Annotated in this window: 26 protein-coding genes and 2 tRNA genes; 9 read left to right on the forward strand and 19 right to left on the reverse strand. The window is 70.4% G+C overall.

Features of this window, described 5'->3' with window-relative positions; all coding sequences use genetic code 11:
* Positions 1-49 precede the first annotated feature (49 nt).
* The 3 genes from IEX89_RS00615 to IEX89_RS00625 all read left to right on the forward strand — a co-directional run bounded on the left by IEX89_RS00615 (position 50) and on the right by IEX89_RS00625 (position 3851).
* Positions 50-1621, forward strand: coding sequence for a DUF4214 domain-containing protein (locus IEX89_RS00615; RefSeq protein WP_188908404.1), 1572 nt, complete (start codon positions 50-52; stop codon positions 1619-1621).
* Positions 1622-1869: 248 nt separating this feature from the next.
* Complete coding sequence (locus IEX89_RS00620) at positions 1870-2976, forward strand: DUF4214 domain-containing protein (protein ID WP_188908406.1); 1107 nt, start codon at positions 1870-1872, stop codon at positions 2974-2976.
* A 428-nt stretch (positions 2977-3404) separates the two neighbouring features.
* Positions 3405-3851 (forward strand): type II toxin-antitoxin system HicB family antitoxin, encoded by a 447-nt coding sequence (locus IEX89_RS00625; RefSeq protein WP_188908408.1) that lies wholly within the window; start codon positions 3405-3407, stop codon positions 3849-3851.
* A 341-nt stretch (positions 3852-4192) separates the two neighbouring features.
* Here the strand turns inward: IEX89_RS00625 and IEX89_RS00630 are convergent, their stop codons facing one another.
* On the reverse strand, positions 4193-4453 hold the full coding sequence (locus IEX89_RS00630) for a helix-turn-helix domain-containing protein (protein ID WP_308423799.1): 261 nt from the start codon (positions 4451-4453) through the stop codon (positions 4193-4195).
* A 120-nt stretch (positions 4454-4573) separates the two neighbouring features.
* Here IEX89_RS00630 and IEX89_RS00635 point away from each other — a divergent pair, with 120 nt between their 5' ends.
* Positions 4574-4864 carry a hypothetical protein gene (locus IEX89_RS00635; RefSeq protein ID WP_188908410.1) on the forward strand — a complete coding sequence of 97 codons (291 nt, stop codon included), beginning with the start codon at positions 4574-4576 and terminating at the stop codon, positions 4862-4864.
* Between the two features lie 496 nt (positions 4865-5360).
* On the opposite strand, the gene IEX89_RS00640 is transcribed toward IEX89_RS00635, so the two are convergent.
* From IEX89_RS00640 to IEX89_RS00660, 5 genes are all read right to left on the reverse strand, one after another.
* A tRNA-Arg gene (locus tag IEX89_RS00640) sits at positions 5361-5437 on the reverse strand.
* An 83-nt stretch (positions 5438-5520) separates the two neighbouring features.
* On the reverse strand, positions 5521-5826 hold the full coding sequence (locus IEX89_RS00645; protein WP_188908412.1) for an ETC complex I subunit: 306 nt from the start codon (positions 5824-5826) through the stop codon (positions 5521-5523).
* 24 nt (positions 5827-5850) lie between these two features.
* A tRNA-Pro gene (locus IEX89_RS00650) sits at positions 5851-5927 on the reverse strand.
* 105 nt (positions 5928-6032) lie between these two features.
* The gene (locus IEX89_RS00655) at positions 6033-6512 is read right to left on the reverse strand and encodes a DUF192 domain-containing protein (RefSeq protein ID WP_188908413.1); all 480 of its coding nucleotides are present in this window, start codon (positions 6510-6512) and stop codon (positions 6033-6035) included.
* Positions 6513-6561: 49 nt separating this feature from the next.
* Positions 6562-7209 carry a cold-shock protein gene (locus IEX89_RS00660; RefSeq protein WP_188908416.1) on the reverse strand — a complete coding sequence of 216 codons (648 nt, stop codon included), beginning with the start codon at positions 7207-7209 and terminating at the stop codon, positions 6562-6564.
* Positions 7210-7476: 267 nt separating this feature from the next.
* Here IEX89_RS00660 and IEX89_RS00665 point away from each other — a divergent pair, with 267 nt between their 5' ends.
* Positions 7477-8466, forward strand: coding sequence for a heparan-alpha-glucosaminide N-acetyltransferase (locus IEX89_RS00665; RefSeq protein ID WP_188908418.1), 990 nt, complete (start codon positions 7477-7479; stop codon positions 8464-8466).
* 7 nt (positions 8467-8473) lie between these two features.
* Here the strand turns inward: IEX89_RS00665 and IEX89_RS00670 are convergent, their stop codons facing one another.
* Genes IEX89_RS00670 through araD form a run of 6 tightly spaced genes read right to left on the reverse strand, consistent with a single transcriptional unit; the run spans position 8474 to position 15675 of the window.
* Positions 8474-10549 carry an alpha-glucosidase gene (locus tag IEX89_RS00670; RefSeq protein WP_280513899.1) on the reverse strand — a complete coding sequence of 692 codons (2076 nt, stop codon included), beginning with the start codon at positions 10547-10549 and terminating at the stop codon, positions 8474-8476.
* Positions 10527-11300: an SDR family NAD(P)-dependent oxidoreductase gene (locus tag IEX89_RS00675; protein ID WP_188908422.1), complete on the reverse strand. Its 774-nt coding sequence runs from the start codon at positions 11298-11300 to the stop codon at positions 10527-10529. Before IEX89_RS00675 ends, IEX89_RS00670 begins: the two co-directional genes overlap by 23 nt.
* 1 nt (position 11301) lies before the next feature.
* A complete protein-coding gene (locus IEX89_RS00680) occupies positions 11302-12195 on the reverse strand; it encodes an SMP-30/gluconolactonase/LRE family protein (RefSeq protein ID WP_188908424.1) in 894 nt (297 codons plus the stop codon).
* Entirely contained in the window at positions 12192-13091 is a 900-nt protein-coding gene (locus IEX89_RS00685) for an aldose 1-epimerase (protein ID WP_188908427.1), read from the reverse strand. Before IEX89_RS00685 ends, IEX89_RS00680 begins: the two co-directional genes overlap by 4 nt.
* Positions 13092-13127: 36 nt before the next feature.
* Positions 13128-13934, reverse strand: a complete 807-nt coding sequence (locus IEX89_RS00690) for an HpcH/HpaI aldolase family protein (protein WP_188908428.1) — start codon at positions 13932-13934, stop codon at positions 13128-13130.
* A 7-nt stretch (positions 13935-13941) separates the two neighbouring features.
* Entirely contained in the window at positions 13942-15675 is a 1734-nt protein-coding gene (araD, locus tag IEX89_RS00695; RefSeq protein ID WP_188908431.1) for an L-arabinonate dehydratase, read from the reverse strand.
* A gap of 396 nt (positions 15676-16071) precedes the next feature.
* Here araD and IEX89_RS00700 point away from each other — a divergent pair, with 396 nt between their 5' ends.
* Entirely contained in the window at positions 16072-17067 is a 996-nt protein-coding gene (locus IEX89_RS00700; protein ID WP_244645043.1) for a LacI family DNA-binding transcriptional regulator, read from the forward strand.
* 15 nt (positions 17068-17082) lie between these two features.
* Here IEX89_RS00700 and IEX89_RS00705 read toward each other — a convergent pair whose 3' ends face one another.
* From IEX89_RS00705 to IEX89_RS00725, 5 genes are all read right to left on the reverse strand, one after another.
* Entirely contained in the window at positions 17083-17694 is a 612-nt protein-coding gene (locus IEX89_RS00705; protein WP_188908434.1) for an alpha/beta hydrolase, read from the reverse strand.
* Between the two features lie 14 nt (positions 17695-17708).
* On the reverse strand, positions 17709-18650 hold the full coding sequence (locus tag IEX89_RS00710; RefSeq protein WP_188908436.1) for a ring-cleaving dioxygenase: 942 nt from the start codon (positions 18648-18650) through the stop codon (positions 17709-17711).
* A gap of 125 nt (positions 18651-18775) precedes the next feature.
* Positions 18776-19936 carry a succinyl-diaminopimelate desuccinylase gene (gene dapE, locus IEX89_RS00715; protein WP_188908445.1) on the reverse strand — a complete coding sequence of 387 codons (1161 nt, stop codon included), beginning with the start codon at positions 19934-19936 and terminating at the stop codon, positions 18776-18778.
* Between the two features lie 7 nt (positions 19937-19943).
* Positions 19944-20789: a 2,3,4,5-tetrahydropyridine-2,6-dicarboxylate N-succinyltransferase gene (gene dapD / locus IEX89_RS00720; RefSeq protein WP_188908447.1), complete on the reverse strand. Its 846-nt coding sequence runs from the start codon at positions 20787-20789 to the stop codon at positions 19944-19946.
* A gap of 103 nt (positions 20790-20892) precedes the next feature.
* On the reverse strand, positions 20893-21072 hold the full coding sequence (locus tag IEX89_RS00725; RefSeq protein WP_188908449.1) for a hypothetical protein: 180 nt from the start codon (positions 21070-21072) through the stop codon (positions 20893-20895).
* Between the two features lie 225 nt (positions 21073-21297).
* Here IEX89_RS00725 and IEX89_RS00730 point away from each other — a divergent pair, with 225 nt between their 5' ends.
* The 3 genes from IEX89_RS00730 (at position 21298) to IEX89_RS00740 (ending at position 23969) form a co-directional block, all read left to right on the forward strand.
* A complete protein-coding gene (locus tag IEX89_RS00730; RefSeq protein WP_188908451.1) occupies positions 21298-21564 on the forward strand; it encodes a hypothetical protein in 267 nt (88 codons plus the stop codon).
* A 136-nt stretch (positions 21565-21700) separates the two neighbouring features.
* Positions 21701-22486 (forward strand): Crp/Fnr family transcriptional regulator, encoded by a 786-nt coding sequence (locus tag IEX89_RS00735; RefSeq protein ID WP_188908453.1) that lies wholly within the window; start codon positions 21701-21703, stop codon positions 22484-22486.
* Between the two features lie 13 nt (positions 22487-22499).
* Entirely contained in the window at positions 22500-23969 is a 1470-nt protein-coding gene (locus IEX89_RS00740) for a sensor histidine kinase (protein ID WP_188908456.1), read from the forward strand.
* A gap of 7 nt (positions 23970-23976) precedes the next feature.
* On the opposite strand, the gene IEX89_RS00745 is transcribed toward IEX89_RS00740, so the two are convergent.
* Positions 23977-24612 carry an NrsF family protein gene (locus tag IEX89_RS00745; protein WP_188908458.1) on the reverse strand — a complete coding sequence of 212 codons (636 nt, stop codon included), beginning with the start codon at positions 24610-24612 and terminating at the stop codon, positions 23977-23979.
* 11 nt (positions 24613-24623) lie between these two features.
* Positions 24624-25178 carry a sigma-70 family RNA polymerase sigma factor gene (locus IEX89_RS00750; protein ID WP_188908460.1) on the reverse strand — a complete coding sequence of 185 codons (555 nt, stop codon included), beginning with the start codon at positions 25176-25178 and terminating at the stop codon, positions 24624-24626.
* Positions 25179-25249: the final 71 nt, after the last annotated feature.

The following is a 25249-nucleotide window of genomic DNA, read 5'->3' on the forward strand; positions in this document are numbered from 1 at the left end:
GGGCGCGCGGATACGCTGCGCCGCGTCACCTCTGCTTTCGGAACATCCGATGACGACCGACGCTCCCGCCCCCGCCGCCGACATCCGTATCGATGCCCTGATCTCCGCAGACCCGCTGCGCTGGAACGTCGAGAACCCCTACGGCACCGGTGTCCGCCTCACCTTCTCCTTCCCCTCCGCGCCGCCGGCGCATGCGGGCGCGGACGATCTCGTCGGCTGGCGTCCCTTCGACGCCACCGAGATCGCGGTCACGCGCGCGATCTTGCGCGACCTCTCGCTCCTCGTCGGCATCGACTTCGTCGAAGTCCAGGGGACCGGCGACCTCGTCTTCGCCAACAACTACAATCCCGGCGTCCTCGACGGCGGCTATGCGGGCTATGCCTATCTCCCGAACTCCACGGGCGGCGCGTCGGACGGCGACGTCTTCATGAACCACAACGAGACCGCCAGCATCGGCGAGGGTGCCTACGCGCCCGGCGGTCGGCAATTGTCGACGCTGGTCCACGAGATCGGGCATGCTCTGGGGCTCAAGCATCCGCGCGACTACCAGCCGCGCGAGCCCATCGAGAACAAGACCGACGTCCCGCCCTTCCTGCCGGAGGAGCTCGACACCAGCGCCAACACGGTTATGACCTATGTCGACCCGGCGCTCGGCAACCAACGGGTCGATTTCGGGCCCTTCGACATCCTCGCGCTCCAGTTCCTCTACGGTGCGCGGCGCGTCGCCGAGGGCAACGACGTCTACCGCTTCACCGACGCCGACGGCGCGACGTTCCGCACGATCCACGACAACGGCGGCATCGACACGATCGACCTCTCCGCGCTGACCAGCGCCGCCACGATGGATCTGCGGGCGGGCGCGCTCTCCGGAATCGGCGTCTCGCCGTCGGGCGCGCCGAACGTGGGCAACGTCTCGATCATGCTCGACAACCCGCGCGTGGGCCTCACGACGCTCATCGAAAACGTCGTCGGAACCGCCTTCGGGGACACGCTCGTCGGCAACGCCGCCGCCAACCGCTTCACGCCGGGCGCGGGCGCCGACCGGGTCGACGGCCTCGCCGGCCTCGATGTCGTCGTCGCGAACGTGCAGCGCGCCGAGGTGACGGCAGCGCGCACCGCCGCCGCGGACTGGACGGTCACCCTCCCCGACGGCGCGGACACGCTCGTCAACGTGGAGCGCATCGTCTTCTCGGACGGCGTCCTCGCTCTCGACATCGAGCTCGGCACCGACTTCTCCAACGCCGGCACGGCCTACCGGATGTATCAGGCGGCCTTCGCCCGCACGCCCGACGCGGGCGGCCTGGGCTTCTGGATCAACGCACTCGACAAGGGCCTGTCCGTGCGCGACCTCGCCGGCGGCTTCGTGACCTCGGCGGAGTTCGCCCAGACCTACGGCGCCGCCCCGACGACGGAGGCGCTCGTCGACGGCTTCTACCGCAACATCCTCGGTCGCGAGGCGGAAGCCGGCGGACGCGCCTTCTGGATCGGCGTCATGGACAGCGCCCCCACCGGCCGCTTCGACGCGCTGGCCGGCATCTCGAACAGCGCCGAGAACCAGGAGCGGCTCCTCCCCACCATCGGCCAGGGCATCTTCCTGCCCGGAGACGTGCTGGTGGCGTGACGTCCGCCGACTGGGCGAGCGTGGGGCGCGGCCGGGAACGGCCGCGCCCCTCTTCATGTCGCCTCCATCGATTCCCCCGCGCTTGAAACCTCCGCCTCCGCCGCTCCGTAGCTGCCTGCCGTCGTCACGACCAAGCGACGGACGGCCAGACCTACGCCTGCGTCCCGCACCCGCGGCGGCGCGGGTCCACGGAGCAACCGACCTCGGCCGGGCATCAGGCCGGCCGGGCGTCCAGGAGGAACAGCAACATGGCGCATCTCTCGCAAGGGACCATCCCCGCGGCTCGTCTGGGCAGCCTCGGTGCGAGCTACGACCAGCTCATGGCATCGGACGCCTTCTACAAGGTCGATCTCGTCGCGCTGAACAATTCAGGCGTCATCGGCGGAGCCTTCCTCGCCCTCGACTTCGAGACCAACATGCTGACGGTGATCACCGCGGCGGCAGGCGTCGAAGCCGGGCAGATCCATCCGCAGCACATCCACGGCTTCCCCTCCGCCACGCAGGACGCGAACGTGCCCTCGATCGCGCAGGACGACGACGGCGACGGTTTCGTCGAGCTCATCGAGGGCTTCGAGACCTACGGGCCGGTGCTCCTGAACCTCACCTCGCCCGCGGGTGCGGGCGCCGAGGGCTTTCCCGCGCCGACGGACGGCGACTTCGTGTTCCTGCAATCCTACGACCTCGACGCCCTGATGTTCGATCAGGACCCCGACGACGCCACTCCCGCGGTGGCGCTCTCGCAGATCCTCACCGGCGACAACCTCGTCTCGCGCGAGATCGTGCTGCACGGCCAGAGCCTGCGGGAGGGCCAGGGCTCGGGCGAGGGCGAGGCCGACGGCACCGCCGGCTACAAGCTCGTCCTGCCGATCGCCGCGGGCGAGATCGAGGCGCTCAGCGGCGAGGAGGTCGCCTACCAGTTCGGGGCGGGCCGCTTCCAGGCGGGCGACCTCGTCGCCGCGCTCGACGTCCAGGGCAATGCCGGCCAGGCTTTCCGGCTCTTCGACGTGTTCGACCGCGATCCCGATCGGGCCGGCCTGAGCAGCTGGGTCGAGTTCCTGGACGAGGGCGGATCGTTGGCGAGCATGGCGAGCGCGTTCCTCCTGTCGAACGAGTTCGCGACGAAGTTCGGCGCGGCGAGCGCGCTCTCGAACGAGGAGTACGTGAACATCCTCTTCGCCAACGTGCTCGACCGCGAGGCCGACGCCGAGGGCGCGGCCTTCTGGAGCGGCCAGCTCGACGCGGGCCTCAGCCGCGAGGCGGCGCTCGTCGCCTTCACCGAGAGCGCCGAGAACCAGGCCCAGGTCGCCCCGCAGATCTCCGCGGGCATCCTCCTGGACGCGACGACGATCATCTGAGGGAGCGGCACGCCGGCGCGGGGGCGCCGGCGTGCTTTCGCCGCAAGGCCTCGCACGCCGCTTCGCCGACCCTGCGCCAGCTTGACCATTGGAGGCTGCCACCACATAACGAAAGGCGATAGGGGGTCTCGCATGCCACTTCCGGGAGAGGACGCCGGTGCACCGGTACCGATGTCGTCGAAACGCCTCGAGAAGATGCGGACGAACCCCCGGAACGACTGGACCATTGAAGACATTGTTAAGGTCTGCCGAGATCTCGGGATGAATTGTCATAGGCCGAGCAGTGGTAGCCACTATACTGTGTCTAGCGGCTTCCTCGTCGGTGCTTTGACCGTACCATACAAAAGGCCGATTAAGCCTGTCTACATCAGGCAGCTTGTAAGCTTGGCGGACGCGCATGTGCGAGCGTCCTCGGGAGGAGCAGGGGAATGACCAACAGGTTCTATCCCGCGATCATTGTCGAGCTGTCCGAGGAGGACGGCGGCGGCTACCTCGCCTACGCTCCCGATCTCGTCGGGTGCATGGGTGACGGCGATACGCCCGAGGCGGCGCTCCACGACCTCCAGGCCGCAGTGATCACGTGGTGCGAGGAGATGGTGCGGCTCGGACGAGACATTCCCGCTCCCGGAGCCGCGCGCCGAGCCGCCAAAACCCGCGAGGAAACGCTCCTGAAGATCATCCGAGAGCAGCAGGACGCTCTCGATCGGCAGGGACGCCAATACGATCAGCTGAGGGCCGAGATCCACGAGCTTCGTGAGCAAGTCGACCGGATCTTCGCAGAGATGCAGGAGACTGCCGCGACTGAAGGCGATTGGCCCTATGCGGCGAGAGGTAATCGAGCCGTCCTGTCGGGTGTCGTCGAGGTTCGTCACTGATTCGGACTAGGCGTTGTCTAGCTGGCCTCGATCAACCTTCCGCCGCTCGCGGCTGCACCCACTCGGCCCAGGTCGGATGCGGAATCTACCCGATTCCCTGCGCCTCGAGCGCCGCGCTCAACGTCCCCCCTCCCCCGTCAGAAATCCTTGCGCGCGCAGCCACTCGGCGAGAGCACGGCGAATGAGCTCGGGACGCGTTGGCTTCGGCTCCTCGGACGCCGCAATCGCCGCGTCGACGGCCTGCTCCATCTCAGGGCGCAGCCGAACCTGTACCGGCGCCCCCTTACCGATCGCGGGCCTGCCGCGCGATTTTCTGGTCGGCTGGATCGGGTCGGCAGGCATCACCCATCCTTCGCGCGCGGCTGCACCCATTCGGCCCAGGTCGGATGCGGCACGAACTCGACGCCGTGCGCCTCGAGCGCCGCGCGAATTTTGCGCACGGTCGCCGGCTTCAGCTCCTCACCACTCTCCAGCCGCGTCAGCGTGTTCGTCGAGACGCCGGCCTCGACCGAGAGATCGCGCACGGTGAGCCCAGCCAGGGTGCGCGCGATCTTGTAGAGCATCATCCGCTGGAATTCGGGGGTGGTGGGAAGGAGCGTCATTCGCGTCACCGTCGCGCTTTTTCGCTTGTCCGAAGCGAATCTTCTTGTATGCTCCGAATCGCTACAGCGTTGCGCATCATCGCGAGATCATAGCGGCTTCGGGCCGCAATGGAGTCCTCCATGCATGAAACCAAACGAGACCCGGCGCCCGCCGCCGGCCGACCCCGCGCGCCCGAGCTCGCCGACGCCCTCACCTTCCTCCAAACCGCCGCCCACCTTCTCGCCGGCCTGAGCATGGCCATCGGCAGCCTCGACGAAGAGGAGGCGCAGGCGCTGTCAGCGATCGTGGCGCCGGCCCGGGAGGCGGTGGGGAATGCGGCTTGGCTGGTGGAGGCTGTTCAGGGGCGCGCGAACGGCTGCGCAGCGATGCCTCACGCTCAAGCCACTCAAACGTCATCCTTTGCGGAGTGATGAACGACTACCCCGCAATGATGTGCACGTACCGCGAGTGGACCCATCCGTATCGGCACGGACCGGTATAGGGTTGCCGGATCGGCCAGGACGTGGAAACCCCGCACTGTGTCAAGTCGTGACCAGGCTCATAGACGACGGCGAGCCAAGGACCGCTCTCGTCGCAAATCGCAACGACCTGTCCGTTGAAGACACGCGAGATCTCCGAGAACTGGCGCCCCCCTGGACCGCTGCGTACGGACAAGAAGCCGTCACCGTTGGGATCGAGACCGATAACCTGTCCATACCCCCAGCAGGCATCGTAATCCGAACTCCCACCGACCATCACCGGGACGTCGATATACGACTGCGCGGCTGCTTCCTCTTGGCAGACGAGCGCGGCGAAAACAAAACTCAGGGCAATCCAGTTCTTGGAGGAAGGCATTCGACGGCTCCGGGCTCGAGCAGCGCACCATCATCGACGAATGCACCGAAGCTATGCAACGAAAATCACCGATGGCGACCCCGGCAGGGCTCGAACCTGCGACCTAGTGCTTAGAAGGCACTTGCTCTATCCAGCTGAGCTACGGGGCCGTGGGGGAAGGGATAGCAAGGGATCGGAGGCGGTGCAAACCGTCGCCGCGCACGCGCCGCGCGTCCGATCCCGGCGCGCGCCGTCAGTGCGTCCAGGGCGTGACGCGGTTGTGCTTGAAATTGTCGGAATACGAGATGACCTTGCGGGTCGGCTCCTCGGGCTCGTCCACCACGTAGGCGATGCCCTCGCGCTCGGCGTAGGCGATGGCCTGCTCCTTCGTGTCGAAGGTCAGCTGCACCTGCTGGCGGGTGTCGGTGGAGCTGGTCCAGCCCATCAGGGGCTCGATCTGGCGGGGGCTCTCGTTGTCGAAGCGCAGGACCCAGCGCTTGGTCCGCGCCTTGCCCGAGGAGGTCGCCCCGCGAGAGGGCTTGAAGATCCGTGCCGTCATGTCTCGCCTCGCCTGCAAGCCGGCTGGTCGGGGCGGCCGGATTCGAACCAGCGACCCTCTGCTCCCAAAGCAGATGCGCTACCAGGCTGCGCTACGCCCCGACACGGCCGGCACCCTTCGCGAGATAGAAGGTCGAGCCCGCCTGCGCAAGCTCTTTCCCACACCCCGCATCACCACTGCGCGTCGCGGAACGGGCGTATCGCCCCTCACTCCGCGAAGAGCGGATGCTCCACCCGGTCGCCGGGCTCGATGCCGAGACGGCTCGTCACGCCGCCGTTCAGCTCGAGCACGGACAGGACCGGCTGGCCCGAGGGGATGGTGCGCTCGGACAGAGGCTCGGTGTTCTGCGCGATGCGCACGATCGTCCCGTCCGCATCGATGAACAGCATGTCGAGCGAGATGTAGGTGTTGCGCATCCACATGGCCAGCGGCTGGACGCGCTGGAAGTCGAACAGCATGCCCTGGTCCTGCGGCATGGAGCGGCGGAACATCAGCCCCCGCGCGCGCTCCTCCGGCGTCGCCGCGAGCTCCACCTGGAAGTCGTGGCGCCCCTCGTCGGTGACGATGACGAGCGGCTGCAGCTCCTGCGCCGAGAGCGGCCGCTGGGCGGCTGCAGCGAGCATCGCCAGCGCGACGAGAGCGGCCGCGGCGAGGCCGCGCGCATGGGCGAAGAAACGGTTACGCATCACGCGGGGGAGACCCTCTGTCGAGCGGCGGATCGATGCCGCGGAACCCTCAATGCGACGACGGCATGGCACTCTCGGCCATGCGCACCTCGGCCGCCATCAGGCCCTTGGGCCCGTCGCCGAAGCGCACGTAGACCTGCTCGCCGGGCTTGAGCTCGGCGATGCCGTAGCGCCGCAGCGTCTCCATGTGGACGAAGATGTCCGGCGTGCCGTCCCCGCGGGTGAGGAAGCCGAAGCCGCGCAGGCGGTTGAACCACTTGCACACCGCGAGCTCGAGGCCCGACGTCGGCGTCACCGTCACGTGGGTGCGCGCCATCGGCAGCTCTGACGGGTGGATCGCGGCGCTCTCGTCCAGCGAGAGGATGCGGAAGGCCTGGTAGCCCCGCGGCCGCTGCACGGCCTCCACCACGATGCGCGCGCCCTCGGCCGCCGTCTGGTAGCCGTCGCGCCTCAGGCAGGTGACGTGGAGGAGGACGTCCGACATGCCGTTGTCGGGGACGATGAAGCCGAACCCCTTGGCCACGTCGAACCACTTGATCACGCCGGCGATCTCGATCAGCTCGAGCGGCCGGTCGGCGGCCGCCTCGCTCTCCCGCGCCGGGCGTGCGGAGGTGCCGGCCTGGAGACCCACCTCGCTCTTGCGACCGACATTCACGCTCCGCGCGTCCGCCGATCCCGGGTCGATTTCGTCAGACATGCACTACACCGATCGAACCACGCCGCTTGATTCTTAAGATCAGGATAACACCCAAATCGGCGAACGAAAGCCCGAAAGAGCGTCATTGTCGCGCTGGTGCGACAGTCGAATCGAAAGTACTGGCGTCTCATGCACTTGCGGGGACGTACCGAGAATTGGATTCGCATTCGCCGGAGCAGGTGCTGGCCGCGAGGCGGCTCGCGAGAGCACAATGTCGCCACACGATGCCGCCGCATTGGCCATCCGGCGGTCGACGAGGAGGACAGGATGAAGGTCGTCGGCGCGGGCGAGACGAAGGGAGCCGGGCGCGAGCGCTTCGCGGCGGTGGATGCCGCACGCGGCGTCGCGCTGGTCGCGATGATCGTCTACCATTTCGCCTGGGACCTGTGGTTCTACGGCCTCGTCGCCGTCGAGGTGCCCTTCGATCCCGCCTGGCGGGCCTTCGCGCGCACCATCGCGTCCTCGTTCCTGATCCTGGTGGGCGTCGGCCTCGTCCTCGCCAGCGACGCCGGCCTCGACGCCCGCGCCTACCTGCGGCGTCTCGCGAAGATCGCGGGCGCGGCCGCGCTCGTGACGGCGGCGACCTTCGTCGCCTTCCCCGACAGCTTCATCTTCTTCGGCATCCTGCACATGATCGCGGTGGGGAGCGTGCTCGCCCTGCCCTTCCTGCGGCTCCACCCGGCGCTGACGGTGCTCGCGGCGGCGGCGGTGCTGGCCGCGCCGTTCCTCTATGCCTCGCCCGCCTTCGACACGCGCTGGCTCGCCTGGATCGGCTTCTTCGAGACGGCGCCCGACACGAACGACTTCGAGCCGGTCTTCCCCTGGCTTTCCGCCGTGCTCGCCGGCGTGGCGCTCGGGCGGGTGCTGCTCGATACGCGGCTGCGACCGCGCCTCGCGGCGATCCGGCTGGACGGGCGCCTCGGGCGCGGGCTCGTGGCGATGGGGCGCTGGAGCCTCGTGATCTACCTCCTGCACCAGCCGATCCTGCTCGGCGCGCTCTACCCCGTCGCGCTGCTGGCGGGGGACGGCGTGCGGGCCGAGCAGACGATGAATTCCTGCCGGCGGACTTGCACGGAGGCGGGCCGCGACGAGGCGTTCTGCACGCGCTATTGCGACTGCGCGCTCGGCACGCTGGAGGCGGAGGGGCTGATGAGCGCGCTCGACGGCCCCATGAGCGAGGCGGAGCAGACGCGGGTCGACGTCATCGTCAACGGCTGCGTTGCGCAGAGCCTCCGCGCGAGCCCCCCGCCGGAATGAGGCGGCGTCAGTGCGTCGCGAATTCCCGCCGTACGCCGTCGAACAGCTCCGCGTGCGCGCTGCCCTCGCGCCAGAAGACCGGCGGCTCGCCGAAGGGGGCGGAGACCTCGACGTCACGGCCGCCCTCGTGGGTCTCGCCGGACCAGAGATGGACCCAGCGCTCGCCCGCCGGCAGGTACGCCGTCCACGAGCGCTCGCCGGCGCGCCAGACCGGCGCGACGAGGAGGTCGCGACCGTAGAGATAGGCGTCCTGGATGTCGTAGGTGCGCGCATCGTCCTCGTAGTGCAGGAAGAGCGGGCGCTGGCACGGCAGGCCGGTCTCGCCCGCCTCGGCGACGAGGGTGCGCAGGTAGGGCACCAGCGCCTTCCAGATCCGCGTCGCGCGGGCGAAATGCGCGAGGAGCTCCGGGCTCTCGTCGAACTGGATGTTCTCGCGCGGGCGGTTGCCCTCGTGCGTGCGCATGACGGGCGTGAAGGCCGCCATCTCCGCCCAGCGGATCATCAGCTCGGCGGTGCGCACGTTGCCGAACAGGCTCGTGTACCCGCCGATGTCCGAGTGGTGATAGGCGTTGCCGACGAGGCCCGCCGAGAGCGCGCCGCAGATCACGGTGACGAGCCCGTCGTGGCGGGAGAAGTCCACCGACTGGTCGCCCGCCCACAGGAGCGGGCAATGGCGCTGCACGCCCGTGAAGCCCGCGCGCATGAAGAACAGGGCCTCGCCGGTCATGCCGCGGTTCTCGACGGCGCGGGCGTTCACCTCCGCCCACAGCACCGGCCAGGCATTGTGCATCAGCATCGGGTCCGAGCCGTCGGAGAGGACGACGTCGACGGGCAGGTACTCGCCGAAATCGGCCATCCAGCCGGACAGGCCGAAATCCAGCATCTCCTGCCCGATCACCCGCTCCTCGAACCAGGCGCAGGCGCCGGGCGAGGTGAAGTCGACGACGCCGCAATCGAACTCGCCGAAATCGACGCGGTAGGTCTCCCCCGCATGGTTCTTCGCGAGGTGCCCCGCCGCCTCGGCCTCGGGAAAGAGCGTGCCGTCGACCGCGAGATAGGGGTTGACGTAGCCCATGAAGCGGACGCCGCGGTCCTTCAGCGCCGCGATCGCGTCGGCGAGGCCGGGGTACCAGCTCTCGTTCGCCCGCCAGTCCCAGAACAGGCGCCGACCGAAGGAGGTGTCGCGGATGCCGACCCAGTCCTCGCACCAGAGCGCGGAGACGGCGCAGCCGGCCTCGAGATATTTCTCGAGCCGCGCGAAGGAATTGGCGCCGTCCTTCAGCCCGATGATGGCGCCGTTCATCACCCAGTCCGGCAGCGGCGGCTGGCGGCCGAAGCGCTCGAAGAGGCGCGAGACCAGCGTCTCGAGGCGCGGCGCGCCGAAGAGCTCGATGCGGCTCGGCACCGCCCACGCCTCGATCTCGTGGAAGGTGCGGCGGCGGAAGTCGAAGGCGGAATAGGCGGTGGTCTCGACGTGCAGCGCGTAGCGGCGGGTGGAGAGCCAGGTCGGCTGGGGGTAGTTCGTGTGCCAGTAATCGCCGCCGGCGCCGCCCATCTTGTCGGCCTGGAAGGTGATCTCGCTCTTCTTGTCGCGCCCGACGCCGGGCTCGGACGTCCAGAGCGGGAACTTGCGGCCCGAGAGGTCGAAATACGACATCTGCTCGCCGCCGCCGTAGACCCGCTCGAAGGGCTCGGCCTCGATGCGCAGCCAGAACCGATCGATCGCCGCATCCGCCTCGACGAAGACGATGGCGCCGGCATCCGCGTCACCCTCGATTGCGGCGACGAGGCGCGGCTTCGCCTCGGGGCTCGTCGAGAAGGCGATCAGACGCCCGGCGATCGCGGCATGGCGCAGGCCGACACGCTCCTCGACATGGTCCTCGATCTCGAAATTGCCCCGATACATGGCGATCCGCGGCTCGCCGCGACCGACATAGATGCAGGGCCGGTCCGGCCGGTGGCGCAGGATCAGGCGCTCGCCGAGATAGAGATCGAAGCCGTCGTCGACGTCGACGATGTGCATGGAGGGCCGCTTTCGTGTCGCTGTGGGGTGGTTCGTGTCAGTTCTGGGTGAGCCCGGCATCGACGAGGAAGTTCGAGCCGGTGCAGCCGGCGCTCTCCTCGGAGGCGAGGAAGAGCGCCATGCGCGCGACGTGGCTCGCGTCGAGGCGGAATTTCAGCGCCTGCAGGTCGATGAATTGCTGGTTCAGCTCCGGCGTCAGCCAGAGCTTCTCCTGGCGCTCGGTGAGGATGGCGCCGGGCACGATGCAGTTGACGCGGATGCCCGCCGGTCCGAGCTCCCGCGCCAGCGTCTTCGTCAACCCGTTGATGGCGGCCTTCGCCGTCGTGTAGCCCACCATGCCCGGCCGCCCGCGCATCCAGGAGATCGAGCCCAGCATGATCACCGAGCCGCCGCCGCGCGCGGCCATTCCCGGCGCGAGCGCCTGGGTGGCGAAGAAATGGTGGTCGAGGTTGAGCGCGAGCGCGCGGCGCCAGTAATCCGGCTCGACGCTCTCGATGGCGTGCCGGTCGTCGCGCCCCGCATTGTTGACGAGCGCCGCCACGCCCTCGTAGCGCGCCTCGATCCGCGCCAGCGTCTCGCGCAGGGCCGCGATATCGGTGATGTCGCAGGCGTCGAAGGCGGCGCCGGTCTCCTCGGCGAGCGCGCGGCCGGTGTCCTCGTCGATGTCGATGAAGGCGACCTGCGCCTCCTGGGCGGCGAAGGCGCGCACCATCTCCGCGCCGATGCCCGAGGCGCCGCCGGTGACGACGACGGCGCGGCCCTTCAGCGAGCGGTAGCGGGCGGTCTCGTAGTCGTGGGTGTGGTGCGCCATCTCAGACGTCCGGATCGAAGAGGGGCTCGAGCCGCCCCGGCACGTCCACGTCGAGCGCGAAGAGCCCGCCCGCATGCGGCTCGCGGGCGAGCTCGTCCGCGGGGCGTCCCGCGCGGGCCGTGGTGACGTAGAGCGTCTTCAGCTCGCGCCCGCCGAAGGCGACCATGGTCGGGCAGCGGGCGTGGATCGCGATCTCGGCGAGGAGCGCGCCGTCGGGCGACCAGCGCTGGATTCGCCCGCCCTCGTAGAGCGCGGTCCAATAGCAACCGTCGACGTCGAGCGCCGCCCCGTCCGGCCGCGCCCGATCGACGGCGTCGGCGTCGAGCCGGCAGAAGACGTCGCCGTCGCCGAGCGTGCCGGTCGCGGGGTCGTAGGCATAGCGCGTGACGGTGAAGCGCGGCGTGTCCGCGTGAAAGACGCTGCGCCCGTCGGCGGAGAAGGCGAGGCCGTTCGAGGTCATCAGGCCGTCGAGGAGCCGCGTCAGCCCGGAGCGATCGAGCCTGTAGAGCCCCGCGCGCCCGCCCCGCTCCTCGTCGATCGTGCCCACCAGGAAGCGCCCCGCCGGGTCGACGGCGCCGTCGTTGAAGCGCGACCAGGCCTGATCCTCGGGATTGTCGGCGAGCTTCCTCAGGATCTCCCCGTCGCGCCCGACGAGAAAGACCCCCGAGCGCATCCCGGCGATCAGCGCTCGGCCCTTGGTCAAGCCGATGCAGCCGATGTCCTCGGGCACGCCCGCCACCGCGTGCGCCCCGCTCGCGGGATGAAAGCGGTGGATCGCGCGGCCCTTGATGTCGACGAAGTAGAGCGCCTCCTCCTGCGCGTCCCAGAGCGGGCTCTCGCCGAGCTCGGCGGCGCAGTCGAGGACGAGGCGGACCTCGTGGGAGGCGGCGTTCATGGCAGGCGCTCCACGGCGATACGGGCGCTCGCGACGATGCGCTCGTTGGGCGCGAGAATGCGCAGGCCGTGGTCCTTGACCTCCGGCATGCGGTTGATCGCGTCGGGCATGTGCGACACGGGCTCGACGCAGAAGAAGTCCTTGCCCGGCGGCACGAACACGACGCAATGCGTGAACGCGGCGTCGGCGGAGATCGCGAGCGCGAGCCTCAGGTCCGGGAAGACGATGTCGGCGCGCCCGCCGAATCCGGAGAAGGCGTTGTCGAGGGTGACGCTCGCCACCTCCTTTGCCGCCGAGAAGTCGAAATCGCCGGTCGGCGCCTCGCGTCGCACCGGGATCTCGCGCTCGTCGGAGATCCAGACATTCGTCGCGCGAAAACGCAGCGTCGTGCCCGGGCGACGTGGGAAATAGGGGTGGAAGCCCAGCCCGCAGGGCATGGGCCGCGCATCGCGGTTCTCCACCGCGAGCGTCATGACGAGGGAATGGGGCTCGAGCGCGTAGGTCAGCTCCGCGCGCATGCGGAAGGGCCACGAGCCGGCAGCGTCGCCCTGCGCATCGTGATCCAGGACGAGCGTCACGGCGTTCTCCGAGCGCGGTCCCACGGCCCAGGCGCTGCGCCAGCCGAAGCCGTGGAGATAATGCGGGCTCTCGCCGAAATTCGGGACGAGCCGATGCTCCTCGCCGCAGAAGGCGAAGCGGGCGCGGTCGATGCGCCCCGAGAACGGCACGAGGGGGAAGGAGGCGGTCTGCGTGGCGTCGGCGCTCGCCAGCATCTCGGGCGTCGTCTCGCGCATGACCGCAACGTCGCCCACGCGAAAGCCGGTTATCGCCCCGCCGATCTCGGGGGCGAGGTCGAGGGCGAGCTCGCCGTTCGTGAGCGTCAGGATGTCGGTCATGGCGGCTCTCCCCTCTTCGCGCCTGTCGGCAGACGATCAATAGGCGGCGGTCGGGCCGCCAGCTGGGGACGCGTTCGCGCCGCGCAACGTTCCGAGCCAATCGGCGGCGCGGCCCGTCATCATGGCGACGTCGGACGCCACCGCCGCGAACGCGTAGCCGTAATCGAGGAAGCGGGCGACCATCTCCGGGTTGGGGCCGACGATGCCGATGGGCTTGCCGACGGCCGCCGCACCCTTCGCGGCATCGGCGATGAGGGCCTGCACCTCCTCGTGCCCCACCTGCCCCATCCGTCCCATGGCGGCGGAGAGGTCGCCGGGGCCCACGAAGAGCGCATCGACGCCGGACACCGCCGCGATCTCGGCGAGCCGCGAGATGGCGCGCGGCGTCTCGAGCTGCACGATGACGAAGGTCTCGGCGTCCGCGCGCCCGAGATAATCGCTCGCGCGCCCGAAGCGCGAGGCGCGGTGCACGGCGGCGACGCCGCGCACACCCGCCGGCGGATACTTGGCGAAGGAGACGGCGTTGCGCGCCTCCTCGGCGCTCTCGACGAAGGGCACCATCACGGTCTCGGCGCCGAGATCGAGAACCCGCTTGACCATCACCTGGTCGTTCCAGGGCAGCCGCACTACGGGCGCCGCGCCCGTGCAGCCGATGGCGCGCAGGATGTGGGCGAGGTCGCCGAGGTCGATCGGCACGTGCTCCATGTCGACGACGAGGAAGTCGAAGCCGACATGCCCCATCGCCTCGGCGGTGGAGGGCGCCGCCGCCATCAGCCAGGAACCGAGCGGCGCCGACGGGCCTGCCGCGAGGCGGCGCTTGAAGCGGTTGGTGATGTCGATCATGACGGCCTCAATAGATCGGCGGCTCGGGGACGGAGGGTCCCGCGGCGAGGAAGTCGAAGTCGCAGCCCTCGTGCGCCTGGCTGACGTGGCGCTGGTAGAGGGCGGCGAAGGAGCGGTCGTAGCGGTAGGCGGTGGGTGTCCATTCCGCGCGGCGCCGGGCGATCTCCGCCTCGTCGACCTTCATGTCGATGCGCCCGGCCGCGACGTCGAGCACGACGATGTCGCCGGTGCGGAGCAGACCCAGCGGCCCGCCAATGGCGGCCTCCGGCGAGACGTGGAGGACGCAGGTGCCGTAATGCGTGCCGCTCATGCGTCCGTCGCAGATGCGGACCATGTCGCGGATGCCGGCCGCGAGCAGCTTCTTGGGGATCGGCAGATTGCCCCATTCCGGCATGCCGGGCGCGCCGACGGGGCCGGCGTTGCGCAGGACGAGAATCGTGTCCTCGGAGACGTCGAGATCGGGATCGTCGAGCGTTTTGTTCATCTCGCCCGGGCTGTCGAAGACGAGCGCGGGCCCCTCGTGGCGCAGGAATTTCGGGTTTGCGGCGGAGGTCTTCATCACCGCGCCGTCGGGGGCGAGGTTGCCGCGCAGGACGGCGAGCGTGCGGCCCTTCTCCAGCGGCACGGCCGGGTTCTCGAGATCGCGGATGACGTCGTGGTTCCAGCACTGCGCGCCAGCGAGCGCCTGACCGAGCGTCCGTCCCTCGATCGTCGGGCGCGAGAGGTCGAGATGCGCCTCGAGCTTCGCCAGGAGCGCCGGCAGCCCGCCCGCGAACCAGAAGTCCTCCATCAGGTAGTCGCCCGACGGGAACAGGTTGGCGAGAACCGGGATGCGCGCGGAGACCTCCGCCATGTCGTCGAGCGTGAGATCCACGCCAGCGCGCCGCGCCATGGCGACGAGATGGACGGCGGCGTTGGTCGAGCCGCCCATCGCCATGTAGGCGACAAGCCCGTTCTGGAAGGTCTCGCGCGAGAGGATGGTGGAGGGGCGAACGTCGTCCCAGATCATCGCGACGATGCGCTCGCCGCAGGCGGCGGCCATGCGCGAATGGCCCGAATCGACGGCCGGGATCGAGGACGCGCCGAACAGCGTGAGCCCCATCGCGTCGACGATGGAGGTCATGGTGGAGGCCGTGCCCATCGTGTTGCAGGTGCCGGCCGAGCGCGTCATGCGGCTCTCGAGGTCGACCCAATCCTGCGCGGAGAGGCGGCCGGCGCGGTACTCGTCCCAGTATTTCTTGGTGTGGGTGCCCGCCCCGGTCTTCACGCCGCGCCATTGCCCGTTGGACATCGGGCCCGCGGGGCAGAAGATCACCGGCAGGTCCATGGAGATCGCGCCCATCAGCAGGCCCGGCGTGGACTTGTCGCAGCCGCCGAGCAGCACCGCGCCGTCGACCGGGTGCGAGCGCAAGAGCTCCTCCGCCTCCATGGCGAGGAAGTTGCGGTAGAGCATGGTGGTCGGCTTCACCATCACCTCGCCCACGGAGAGCGCCGGCAGCTCCACGGGATAGCCCCCCGCCTGCCACACGCCCCGCTTCACCGCCTGCGCGCGCTCGCGCAGATGGGCGTGGCAGGGGCTCATGTCGGACCAGGTGTTGAGGATCGCGACGACGGGCTTGCCCATGAACTCCTCGCGGCGCATGCCCATCTGCTGCGTGCGCTGGCGATGCGCGAAGGCGCGCATGTCGTCGGCGGCGTACCAGCGCTGGGAACGCAGGCTCTCGAGGGTGCGGCGGGTCATCGTGTCCTCCCGTCATCCATCTTAGCGCTGCGAAATTTCGGCGCAAGACGGCTCGTGAGCGACGGGGATGGGCGGGGATGCACGCGCATCCAGATGTCATCCCGGGCGCCGAACGGCGACCCGGGACCCAAGAACACCGGTGCTCGCTGTAGCGTGCGCGATAGCGGGCGCGGCCACGAACGGTCTGCATCATCGGCACATGGACGGACGCGCTTCCGCGCGCCCTGAGGCCGACCATGCGTGTTCTGGGTCCCGGGTCCGCTTCGCGGCCCGGGATGACAGAGGGAGCGTTTGACACCGCACCGCTCATCCGCCAACGTCGCATCATCATAGCGCTACGATCAGGGACCGAGCATGGACGATGCGGGGCCGATCCGGCGGCGAGCGCGCCGTAAGATGCAGGCGGTGACCATGTCGGAGGTCGCCGCCGCCGCGGACGTGTCCGCATCCACCGTCTCGCTCTATTTCCGCCGTCCCAAGAGCGTCTCGCCGCCTGCCCGCGAGGCCATCGCCAGGGCGGTGGCCGAGCTCGGCTACGTGCCGAATCTCGTCGCCGGGGGGCTCGCGGCCGCGTCCTCGCGGGTGGTGAGCCTCATCGTGCCCTCCGTGCGCAACGCCTTCTTCGCCGAGACGGTCTCGGCGCTCGAGGCGGCTCTGGTGCCGCACGGCCTGCAGGTGCTGCTCGGGCATACCGAATACGACCTCGCCCGCGAGGAGGCGCTCGTGCGCGCCGCCCTCGCCTGGGCGCCGGCGGCGATCGTGCTCACGGGGCTCGAGCACAATCAAGACACGCGCACGCTCCTCGAGAAGGCACGCGTGCCGATCGTCGAGATGTGGGAGCGCGGCGCGGCGCCGATCGACATGGGGGTGGGGTTCGACCACGGCGCGGTCGGCGCCTTGGCGGCGCGACGGCTGATCGCGCGCGGGCGCCGGCGCCTCGTCTTCTGCGGGGCACGCATGCAGGAGGATCGGCGCGCGGCGCAGCGCGCGGAGGGCTTCGCCGCGGCAGCCCGGGAGGAAGGAATCGACGCCGCGATCCTCAACCACCCGGGTCCAGCGGACCCGCAGGCGGGCGCCCTCCTCCTCGACCGGGCGCTGCGCGAGGTGCCCGGCATCGACGCCATGGCGGCGTCGAACGACTTCGTCGCCATGGGCGCCCTGTTCGAGGCGCAGCGCCGCGCGCTCGCCGTGCCCGACACGCTCGCCCTCGTCGGCTTCGGAGACCTGCCCTTCGCCGCCGCTTGCGTTCCCCCGCTCACCACGATCCGCCCCGCGGGCGACCTCGTCGGGCGCGAGGTCGCCCGCCTCGTGATCGCGCGCATACGCGGCGAGACGGTGCTGGACCGGGCGGTCGACACCGGCTTCGTGCTCGTCGAGCGCGTCTCGGGCTGATCCGCCCGCCGAGGCTCACGCTGTCGTCGCCAGGAAGTCCCGCGCGAGGTCGAGATCCGGCCGGGTGAGGCCGTGGCCGACGGGAAGCGTCTCGTGGGTCACGGCGGCCCCGGCCTCGCGCAGACGAAGGGCGAGATTGCCCACGTCGGCGGCGGGCACGATAGGGTCCATGGCGCCGCTGACGATCAGCACCGGCGTCGCCTCGAGCCCGCCTGCAGGCGCTTCGCGCAGCGGCGTCATCGCCCGCCACAGCACGGCGCCGGCGAAGACACCGGGATGGCGCCACATCAGGGCCGCCGCGATGTTCGCGCCGTTGGAGAAGCCCACGGCCACCGGCGCGGCGAGCCCGTAGGCCTCGCGCATCTCGACGACGAAGCCGGCGAGCTCGTCGGCGCGGGCGCGCACGTCCGCCTCGTCGAAGACGCCCTCGGAGAGGCGCCGAAAGAAGCGCGGCATGCCGTTCTCGAGCACCTTGCCGCGCGGGGAGACGTATCCGCGGCCCGGCGCGATCTCCGGCACGAGGGGCACGAGGTCGTGCTCGTTCCCGCCCGTTCCGTGCAGGAGGAGGAGGGGCGCACGCGCCGGATCACCCGGCGCGTGCGTGTGGACGAAGGAGAGGTCGGCCATGGTTCGGGCACTCCTCACAGGGGCGGCAGGACGGCCTCGATGCGCGCGCGCTGCGGCTCGAGGAAGGCGGGGAGCTTGAGCGACTCGCCCAGGCTCTCCGCCGGCTCGTCGGCGGCGAAGCCGGGTTCGTCGGTGGCGATCTCGAAGAGGACGCCGCCGGGCTCGCGGAAGTAGATCGAGCGGAAATAGTTGCGATCCTTCTGCTCGGTCGCCGGCAGGCCCATCGCCGCGAGGCGCTCGGCCATCGCCGCCTGATCCGCGTCGCTCGCGGCGCGGAAGGCGACGTGGTGGACCGAGCCGGCGCCGAGCCGAGGCCGCGCGGCCGCGCTCTCGACGAGCTCGACGGCCGCACCGACGGACGCCGTGCCCTCGAAGCGCACGCGGCCCGCCTCGCGCGCGGTCTCGGTGAAGCCGAGCACCTCGGTGAGCACGGCGGCCGTGCCCTCGATGCCGCCGACTTCCAGCGTCACGCTCTCGAAGCCGCGGATGGCGTCGGCGGGGTCGATCCCCTCCACCGCCCAGGCGGGTTCGTTCTCGGCGCCCTCGACGCCGACGAGCGCGAGGCGCATGCCGTCGGGATCGCGGAAGGTCACGACGGGCCGGCCGAAGCGGGTCGTCGGCCCCTCGTGATCGACGGACGCCTGCACGAAGCGCGCGAGCCAGAAGCCGATCGCGGCCTTGGGCACGCGAAACGCCGTCTCGCCGGTCTCGCCCGCACCCGCCCGGCCCGGAGCGGCGTTCGCCCAGGGGAAGAAGGTGAGGATCGTCCCCGGCGCGCCGTCGGCGTCGCCGAAATAGAGGTGGTAGGTGCCGGGATCGTCGAAGTTGACGGTCTTCTTCACCAGCCGCAGCCCGAGGATTCGGGTGTAGAAGTCGCGATTGCGCCGGGCCTCGCCCGAGATCGCGGTGACGTGGTGGAGGCCGGTGCTCTTGGTGTCGCCCAGGGTATGGCTCATGGCGCATCTCCGAAGAAAGGTGGCGCGCGGTGCACGCCTGTCTTGCCGAAGAATGTGCGATGAGGAAAGCAGAATGGGAGCCTGGAAAGGTCGTTCTTGCGCCGACGCAATCGCGCGCCTTGCCCTCAGCCGGCGAAATACGCCTCGAGCACCCGCCCGTAGATCGCCTGGAGCTGCTCGAGCTCGGCGACAGGCACGCGCTCGTCGATCTGGTGCATGGTCTGGCCCACGAGGCCGAATTCCAGGACCGGGCAATGATCCTTGATGAAGCGCGCGTCCGAGGTCCCGCCCGTCGTCGAGAGCGCTGGGCGGATGCTGGTCTGCGCCTCGATCGCGTCCTGCACCTGGCCCACGAAGGCGTTGGGCTCGGTGAGAAAGGCGACGGCGTTCGTGTCCTCGAAGCTCGCCTCGAAGCTCACCGCGTTGCCGGCGGCCTCCTCCAGCCGACGGCGGATCTCCGCCTCTAGCGACGCGGGCGTCCACAGGTCGTTGAAGCGGATGTTGAAGGCGGCGCGCGCCTCGCCCGGGATGACGTTGGTCGCCGGGTTGCCGACGTCCACCGTCGTCACCTCGAGGTTCGAGGCGCCGAAATGGTCCGTCCCCTCGTCGAGCGGCGTCGCCTTCAGGCCCGCGAGCAGCCGCACCATGCCCTCGATCGGGTTTCGCGCGAGGTGCGGATAGGCGACGTGTCCCTGCTTGCCGTGAACGACGAGCGTGCCGGAGAGCGAGCCGCGCCGGCCGATCTTGATCATGTCGCCGAGCCGCTCGGGATTGGTCGGCTCGCCGAGGATGCAGGCGTCGAAGCGCTCGCCCTTCGCCTTCGCCCAGTCGAGCAGCTTCACGGTGCCGTTGATCGCCGGCCCCTCCTCGTCGCCGGTGATCAGCACGGCGATGGAGCCGGGGAAATCCGGGCGCGTCGCCACGAAGTCGAGGGCGGCCGCGAGCATCGCGGCGATGCCGCCCTTCATGTCCACCGCGCCGCGCCCGTAGAGCACGCCGTCGACGATTTCGCCGGAAAAGGGCGGATGCGTCCAGCGGCCCTCGTCGCCGGGGGGCACGACGTCCGTGTGGCCGGCGAGGACGAGGACGGGCGCCTGGGTGCCGATGCGCGCGTAGAGGTTCTCGACGTCCGGCGTGCCCGGCGCGGAGAAGACGGGACGCTCGACGGCGAAGCCGGCGGTTTCCAGCACGTGCGCGAGGAGCGCGAGCGCGCCGCCTTCCGCGGGCGTCACGGAGGGGCAGCGGATGAGCGCCTGGGCGAGATCGACGGCGGAGCGGGGGTTCATCGGGCGATCAATCGCGCAGGAGCTCGTTGATGCCGGTCTTGGCGCGCGTCTGCGCGTCCACGCGCTTGACGATGACGGCGCAGGAGAGCGAGGGGCCGGGCGAGCCGTCCGGCAGCGGCTTGCCGGGCAGCGCACCGGGCACGACGACGGAATAGGGCGGGACCTTGCCGCGGAAGACCTCGCCCGTCTCGCGGTCGATGATCTTGGTCGAGGCCGAGATGAAGACGCCCATCGAGAGCACGGAGCCCTTGCCCACGACCACGCCCTCGACGACCTCGGAGCGCGCGCCGATGAAGCAATCGTCCTCGATGATGGTGGGGCTCGCCTGCAGCGGCTCCAGCACGCCGCCGATGCCGACGCCGCCGGAGAGATGCACGTTCTTGCCGATCTGCGCGCAGGATCCGACGGTCACCCACGTGTCGACCATCGTGCCCTCGTCCACGTAGGCGCCGAGGTTCACGAAGGAGGGCATGAGCACGACGTTCTTCGCGACGAAGGCGCCGCGGCGCACGACGCAGTTCGGCACGGCGCGAAAGCCCGCGTCCCGGAAGCGGCCTGCGTCCCAGCCGTCGAACTTCGAGGCGACCTTGTCCCACCACACGGCGCCGCCCGGCCCGCCCTCGATCACCGCCATGTCTGCGAGGCGGAACGAGAGGAGCACGGCCTTCTTCAGCCATTCGTGGACGACCCAGTTCTCGCCCACCTTCTCGGCGACGCGGGCGCGGCCCTCGTCGAGCGCGGCGAGCGCCTCCTCGACGGCGGCGCGCACGTCGCCCGTCGTCGACGGGGAGATGCTGGCGCGGTCCTCGAAGGCGGCCTCGATGGTGCTGGCGAGGGCGGAGAGGTCGGTCATGGGCGCGGGCTCCGGCGATTGGCTCGCCGGTGCTTAGCAACGCCCGCGCCCCAGGTGAAGCGCTAATGCGCCCTCCCCGCCTGCGCCGGTCGCGCGGAGGGCGTCAGAAGCGGCGCTCGACCTCGTTCGTCACCGGCGGTCCCGCGAGAACGCCGACGCCGGCGCCGACCGGGCCGGCGACCGCGGCGCCCACGGCGGCACCGCCGATGCGCTCTTCGGTGGTGGAGCAGGCGCCGAGCGCGAGACCCGCGGCGGCGACCAGTATGAGTGCGATCCGGTTCATTGCTTATTCTCCCTCGCGACAAGGCTCTGCGCCCGCAACGCGCGAGAGCCGGAGGGGGTTCGCCGGAGAGGTTCGCCCCTTGCATTATGGCGGAGGAGCTAACGAATGTTGTGGACGTCCGGACGCCGATGGCTGCAGATCGACGGGGTATCTCACGCTCCTGGTCGAGAACCGGTGAGGATCATGAACGTCGTCTCACTCGCCTTAACGAGAAGAAATCGCGCGATGAATTCCGACGAGCCGGCCTACAACCTGTTTCGTCGGCGTGAGGAGCCGCAGCTCTACTGCGCGGTGCCCGAGGATTATCCCGTGCCCGCCTTCATCGAGGCGGAGGCCTGGGATTTCGGCGGCAGGCTCGACAACGCCATGGCTTCGCCACTGGGCTTCGACCCCGAGGCCGCCCGCCACGGCGTCACGCTGACAGGCTACTATCTCTTTCTCGCGAACCACGCGAGCAATCTGCGCGCGATGCCGGAGACGGCAGGTCGTTGAGCGGACTGTTTTGCACCCTTGCCCTCGCTGCGGGAAGCGCGCACCCTCACGGCACCGTGCCCGTGACGCCGTCGCTCAGGGCGCGCGCGAGGACGAGGCCAATGCCCCATGAACGCTCGCGGGACGCCGAGCACCGATGAACGCACAGCCTCTCATCAGGCGCCTGTCCCGCTATGTCGCGCTCACCCCGGACGACGAACGTCTCGTCGAGGAGGCGGCGCGCGAGCGCGTACGCCGCGTCGGCCCTCGCGAGGACGTCATGCGCGAGGGCGAGCGCCCGCGTTGCCTCTACCTGCTCGTGGACGGGTGGGGCATGCGCTACAAGTCGCTGGAGGACGGGCGCCGGCAGGTGCTGACCTTCGCCCTGCCGGGGGACCTCTGCGAGCAGACCGCGCTCCTCCTCGAGCATGCGGACCACAGCCTCGCGGCGATCACGCCGATCACCGTCGCGGAGATCGCGGGGCCGCGCCTCGCGGAGCTGACGACGGCGAGCCCCCGGCTCGCCACCGCGCTCGCCTGGTCGGACCTATGCGGGCATGCGCTCCAGCGCGAATGGACGGTCAATCTCGGCCAGCGCACGGCGCTCGAGCGCATGGCGCATCTCATCTGCGAGCTGTACTACCGCCTGCGCGCCATCGGCCACACACACGGGCTCGCCTATGAGCTGCCCGCGACGCAGGCCATGCTGGCGGACGCCACCGGCATCTCCGCGGTCCACGTCAACCGCACGCTCCAGGAGCTGCGCGCCGCCGAGCTGATCACGCTGCGCGGCCGGCACATGACGATCCACGATCTGGAGGCGCTCGAGACCGCCGGCTTGTTCAACGCCTCCTACCTCCATCTCGACCAGAGCGCACGTAGCACCTCGGGCCAGGCGGACGTCACGCCGATTCCCGCGCGCTCCGTCGCAACAGAGCCGTGACGGGGCGCGCGCGATGATCGACCCCGACGCCTGGCCCGCTGGTGATTGCGATGCCGCCCGCGCCATCCGGGCGCACGATTGGGCGGCAACGGCGCTCGGGCCCCTCGACACGTGGCCGGAGGCGCTCAAGGGCGCCGTGGGCACGATCCTCCACGCGCCGATCCCCATGGCGATCGTGTGGGGCGAGGACAGCATCCAGATCTGCAACGACGCCTTCGACGAGAAGATCGGCGGCGACGGCCGCGCCTGCGTCGGGCGCCCGGCCTCCGAGGTGTGGGCCGACGTCTGGCCCACCGTCGCCGCCGACGTGGCGCGCGTGCGCGCCGGCGAGAGCGCCGTCGAGCGCGAGGACGTGCGCCTCGCACGCAGAAGCGGCGAGCGCACGGAAGAGACCTGGTGGCGCTGCTCCTTCTCCTCGGTGCCGGACGCGCGCGCGCCGAACGGCGTAGGCGGCGTCCTCTTCGTCGCCGTGGAGATCAGCGACCGCGTCCGCGCGCGGGAGGACGCGGATCGCACAGGCGCGCGCCTGCGGGCGCTCGTCGAGAACCTCCCACACCTCGTCTGGCAGTCGCGCGACGAGGGCCGCTGGACCTGGGCGAGCGCGCAATGGATCGAGGCGACGGGCCTCTCCTACGAGGCGAGCCTCGATCTCGGCTGGCTCGCCGCCGTCCACCCCGAGGATCGCGAGCGGGTGCGCGAGGCCTGGGCCGAGGCCGGCCGCACGGGACGCCTGGAAGTCTCCCACCGTCTCCTCCTCGCCGACGGCCGGACGCGCTGGTTCCAGACCCGCGCCCACGCCTCGACGCCGTGCGCCGGAGGCGAGCGGGAGTGGGTCGGCTCGTCGAGCGACATCGACGAGATGCGCCGCCTGCAGGACCAGCAGAAGCTGCTGCTCGGGGAATTGCAGCACCGCGTACGCAACATGCTCGCCATCGTCCGCTCCATCGCGCGGCGCACCGGCGAGACGGCGCAGGACGCGGCCGATTTCGGCTCCCATTTCGAGGGGCGCCTCAACGCCTTCGCGCGCACGCAGGCTCACGTCGCCCGCGATCCCCGCGCGGGGCTCGACCTCGAATACCTCGTGGCCGAGGAGCTCACCGCCTGCGCCGCCCGCGAGGGCGCGCGGGTGACGATCGGCGGGCCGAAGGTGCAGATCAAGAGCAAGGCGGCGGAGACGCTGACGCTCGCGATCCACGAGCTCGCCACCAACTCGGTGAAGTTCGGCGCGCTCGCCGGGGAGACCGGCGCCGTCGCCGTCGTCTGGGACGTGGAGCGCGAGGCCGATCCGCCGCTCCTGCGCCTGACGTGGCGCGAGACCGGCATCGCTCCCGATCCGCGCCGCCCGGCGCGGGAGGGCTTCGGCACGGAGCTCTTGCGCCGCACCCTCCCCTACGAGCTCGACGCGGCTGTGCGCTACGAGATCGGCGCGGAGAGCGTACTGTGCGAGATCGTCATGCCGCTAAACCGCCGCACGCTCGCCTGAGCGCGCCTCACCAACGCAACCAGCGCCGCCCGGCGAGCGCCCCGGCGCCCGCCACGACGAAGGCCGCGAGCGTGTACCAGGTGGCGACGAACAGCGGGCTGTCGTCCGTGCAGTGCATCGCGTAGAGCACCGCGCCCACCCCCGCCGCGGCGAGACCGGCGACCGCTCCCGCCAGCCGCGGGCGAACCGGCGCGCCCCGCCGGAGCACCACGATCAGCGCGGCGAGGACGGGTGCTGCGAGCAACGGGATCGAGACGAGGCAGGCGATCGCGTTCTCGCCGATCCAGGCGTCCGCCCAGACGGTCGCGGGAAGCGCGGCGAGCTCGAGCCCCGCGAAGATCGAGGCCGCCGCCGGGGCGGCGAGGAGCGCCGTCGCCCAGCCGCTCGCCGGCGCGCCGGGGCGCGCGAGACGCAGCGCGAGGCCCATCGCGGAGATCGCGAGGACGAGGCCCAGGAGCGGCTTCGCCAGAAAACGCAGCGTCTGCGCCGCGCTCGCCACGTCCGCTCGCGGCCCGAAGCCGACGAGGAAGAGCGCGAGCGTGCCGGCGATACCGAGCGCCAGGGCGGGAGCGGCCGAAGCCGCGAGAGACCGCCGCGGCGCGAGATCCGCCGCCAGCGCGTCGATCAGGTCGTCCGTACGCATCGCTGTCGTCCTCATCCCACCATGCCCGCTCGAAGATCGGCCAGCTTGCGCAGGCCTCGATGCAGCGCGACCCGCACGGCGCCCTCGGTCATGCCGAAGCGCTGCGAAGCCTCCGCCACGCTCGCGCCCTCGAGGCCGATGGCGCGGACGACCTCGCCCGCGCGGCCCGAGAGACGCGCCACGACGCGATCCATGTCGGACGCCGTCGTCGGATCCTCGTCCGGCTCGGCCGGCAGGATCTCGGTGAAGTCGGAGATGTCGACCTCCGCGTGCCGATACCGCCGGCGCATCTGGTCGACGATCTTGTAGCCGGCGATCGCGAACACCCAGGGGCGGATCGGCTCGCCCTCGCGCCAGGTGTGGCGCTTGACGTGGATCGCCAGCAGCGTCTCCTGCACCGCGTCCTCGACGTCCGCCCCCGAGAGCCCGTAGCGCGCGCCCTTCGCCCGGATCGAGGCCCGGATGGCGGGTGCGAGCTCCGCGAGCAGACGACGATAGGCGCCCTCCTCGCCGCGGTTGGCGGCGCGCATCAGGCTCGACCAGTGCGTCTCGACCGGATTCGTCATGGCAGACCTCTCTTCGTGCCAAGAGGTCTCCCTGTTACACCCGATCGTGCCTCACGCGTCGTCACGGGCCC

It is taken from the genome of Salinarimonas ramus (assembly GCF_014645695.1).
Taxonomy (GTDB): domain Bacteria; phylum Pseudomonadota; class Alphaproteobacteria; order Rhizobiales; family Beijerinckiaceae; genus Salinarimonas; species Salinarimonas ramus.

Bases quoted from the DNA above. Each gene is read 5' to 3' on its own strand.
- IEX89_RS00615 (WP_188908404.1), top strand. From the start codon at position 50: ATGACGACCGACGCTCCCGCCCCCGCCGCCGACATCCGTATCGATGCC.
- IEX89_RS00620 (WP_188908406.1), top strand. From the start codon at position 1,870: ATGGCGCATCTCTCGCAAGGGACCATCCCCGCGGCTCGTCTGGGCAGC.
- IEX89_RS00625 (WP_188908408.1), top strand. From the start codon at position 3,405: ATGACCAACAGGTTCTATCCCGCGATCATTGTCGAGCTGTCCGAGGAG.
- IEX89_RS00630 (WP_308423799.1), bottom strand. From the start codon at position 4,453: ATGACGCTCCTTCCCACCACCCCCGAATTCCAGCGGATGATGCTCTAC.
- IEX89_RS00635 (WP_188908410.1), top strand. From the start codon at position 4,574: ATGCATGAAACCAAACGAGACCCGGCGCCCGCCGCCGGCCGACCCCGC.
- IEX89_RS00645 (WP_188908412.1), bottom strand. From the start codon at position 5,826: ATGACGGCACGGATCTTCAAGCCCTCTCGCGGGGCGACCTCCTCGGGC.
- IEX89_RS00655 (WP_188908413.1), bottom strand. From the start codon at position 6,512: ATGCGTAACCGTTTCTTCGCCCATGCGCGCGGCCTCGCCGCGGCCGCT.
- IEX89_RS00660 (WP_188908416.1), bottom strand. From the start codon at position 7,209: ATGTCTGACGAAATCGACCCGGGATCGGCGGACGCGCGGAGCGTGAAT.
- IEX89_RS00665 (WP_188908418.1), top strand. From the start codon at position 7,477: ATGAAGGTCGTCGGCGCGGGCGAGACGAAGGGAGCCGGGCGCGAGCGC.
- IEX89_RS00670 (WP_280513899.1), bottom strand. From the start codon at position 10,549: ATGCCGGGCTCACCCAGAACTGACACGAACCACCCCACAGCGACACGA.
- IEX89_RS00675 (WP_188908422.1), bottom strand. From the start codon at position 11,300: ATGGCGCACCACACCCACGACTACGAGACCGCCCGCTACCGCTCGCTG.
- IEX89_RS00680 (WP_188908424.1), bottom strand. From the start codon at position 12,195: ATGAACGCCGCCTCCCACGAGGTCCGCCTCGTCCTCGACTGCGCCGCC.
- IEX89_RS00685 (WP_188908427.1), bottom strand. From the start codon at position 13,091: ATGACCGACATCCTGACGCTCACGAACGGCGAGCTCGCCCTCGACCTC.
- IEX89_RS00690 (WP_188908428.1), bottom strand. From the start codon at position 13,934: ATGATCGACATCACCAACCGCTTCAAGCGCCGCCTCGCGGCAGGCCCG.
- araD (WP_188908431.1), bottom strand. From the start codon at position 15,675: ATGACCCGCCGCACCCTCGAGAGCCTGCGTTCCCAGCGCTGGTACGCC.
- IEX89_RS00700 (WP_244645043.1), top strand. From the start codon at position 16,072: ATGCAGGCGGTGACCATGTCGGAGGTCGCCGCCGCCGCGGACGTGTCC.
- IEX89_RS00705 (WP_188908434.1), bottom strand. From the start codon at position 17,694: ATGGCCGACCTCTCCTTCGTCCACACGCACGCGCCGGGTGATCCGGCG.
- IEX89_RS00710 (WP_188908436.1), bottom strand. From the start codon at position 18,650: ATGAGCCATACCCTGGGCGACACCAAGAGCACCGGCCTCCACCACGTC.
- dapE (WP_188908445.1), bottom strand. From the start codon at position 19,936: ATGAACCCCCGCTCCGCCGTCGATCTCGCCCAGGCGCTCATCCGCTGC.
- dapD (WP_188908447.1), bottom strand. From the start codon at position 20,789: ATGACCGACCTCTCCGCCCTCGCCAGCACCATCGAGGCCGCCTTCGAG.
- IEX89_RS00725 (WP_188908449.1), bottom strand. From the start codon at position 21,072: ATGAACCGGATCGCACTCATACTGGTCGCCGCCGCGGGTCTCGCGCTC.
- IEX89_RS00730 (WP_188908451.1), top strand. From the start codon at position 21,298: ATGAATTCCGACGAGCCGGCCTACAACCTGTTTCGTCGGCGTGAGGAG.
- IEX89_RS00735 (WP_188908453.1), top strand. From the start codon at position 21,701: ATGAACGCACAGCCTCTCATCAGGCGCCTGTCCCGCTATGTCGCGCTC.
- IEX89_RS00740 (WP_188908456.1), top strand. From the start codon at position 22,500: ATGATCGACCCCGACGCCTGGCCCGCTGGTGATTGCGATGCCGCCCGC.
- IEX89_RS00745 (WP_188908458.1), bottom strand. From the start codon at position 24,612: ATGCGTACGGACGACCTGATCGACGCGCTGGCGGCGGATCTCGCGCCG.
- IEX89_RS00750 (WP_188908460.1), bottom strand. From the start codon at position 25,178: ATGACGAATCCGGTCGAGACGCACTGGTCGAGCCTGATGCGCGCCGCC.